Here is a 1,602-nt window from a genome sequence, read left to right on the forward strand (position 1 = left end):
CAGACTGTGTGAAAACCTAGCAATCTGCGCAGCGCTCAAAGAAAATGCTCCGTATCGAAAGATACGGAGCATTTTTCGTTATGGCCTACATCCAGGGACAGTCCCGCAGCCAGACCAGCCTGTTTCCGGTCTCGCTGGAAGAGTTGATCCCCGAGGATCACCTCGTTCGCGTTATCGATCTTTACGTCGCCAAGCTGGATCTGGCTCGACTGGGCTTTGATAAAGCACTTCCCAAAAGCACCGGCCGTCCCTCTTACGATCCAGCGGATCAGCTCAAACTCTACCTCTACGGCTATTTCCAGCGGATTCGCTCATCACGACGGCTCGAAGCCGAGTGCCAGCGCAACGTCGAAGTGATGTGGCTGATCAATCGACTCAAGCCTGATTTCAAGACCATCGCCGATTTCCGTAAAGACAACAAAGCCGCTTTCATCGCGACGTGCCGGGCCTTCGTGCAGTTTTGCCGCTCAGCGGGGCTGATAACCGGCGAGTTGGTGGCCATTGATGGCAGCAAATTTCAGGCGGTCGCCTCTTCACGGCGTCATATGAATTTGAAGCGGCTCCAACATCAAGAGCAGAAGCTGGAGAAGCGCATCGCCCACTATTTGGCAGAGCTGGACGAGGCAGATAAAACCGAAGCCGGCGAGAAGATTGACCGCAATGCAATCAAGGCGACTTTGGCGCAACTTGAAGTCAGGCATTCCAATAACTTGACGTGCCAGGCGCTGATGAAATCCATGGAGCTTGAGCAATTCAATACCCACGAAAGCGATGCGCGAATGCTGCGAACGCACAAAGGGCCTCGGGTCGGGTACAACGTGCAGACAGCCGTGGACGCTGAAAACTGCATGATCGTGCATCATGAAGTGACTCAGGACAGCGATGATCGCAAGCAACTTGAACCGATGGCCAAGGCCGCCAAGGAACAACTTTCACAAGATGAACTGACGGTCACCGCGGATGCGGGCTACTCCAATGGCAAGCAGTTCCAGGCATGTGAGGATGAGAACATCACGGCTTATGTGCCTGTGGCGCGATCACTCAACTCCTGCGGCAAGGAGCAGATATTTTTCGATCGAACAGCATTTGCCTACGATGCGTCGCAAGATCGATATCAATGCCCTGCCGGAAAATGGCTGATCTTTAAGCAGATCAGCAACAAAGGCCGGATCTACCAAGCGAAGGTCAGCGACTGCGCAAGCTGCCCGATTAAAGCGAAGTGCACCGACGCCAAACGCCGATACATCTCGCGCCATCTGCACGAACAGGCTTTCGAGCGAATGGAGCAGCGAATGCAGGCACATCCCGAAATGATGGTCAGTCGACGATCCATCGTCGAACATCCCTTCGGCAACCTTAAACAGTGGTTATTTGGTAACGCTCGCTTCTTGCTGCGACAGCTTGAAGGCGCGAGAGCTGAAATGGCCTTGGCGGTGAACGCCTACAACCTGAAAAGAGCAATTAACGTGTTGGGCGTGCGCCAGATGATGGCGCTGATGGGCTGAAACGCCTTTTTTCGTTTGCTGTGAGCACAAAAGCAAACGCCCCGAACAAGTCGGGGCGTTTGCTGGAACCACCATCAGTGCGTTTTCACACAGTCTG

The 1,602-nt window shown here is 53.9% G+C and carries 1 protein-coding gene; it reads left to right on the forward strand.

Annotated elements, in window-relative coordinates; genetic code table 11:
* Positions 1-80 precede the first annotated feature (80 nt).
* Entirely contained in the window at positions 81-1,505 is a 1,425-nt protein-coding gene (locus D8V06_RS03795; protein ID WP_177434347.1) for an IS1182 family transposase, read from the forward strand.
* The last annotated feature ends 97 nt before the right edge of the window (positions 1,506-1,602 follow it).

It is taken from the genome of Pseudomonas sp. Sample_24 (assembly GCF_004307605.1).
Lineage (GTDB): Bacteria > Pseudomonadota > Gammaproteobacteria > Pseudomonadales > Pseudomonadaceae > Aquipseudomonas.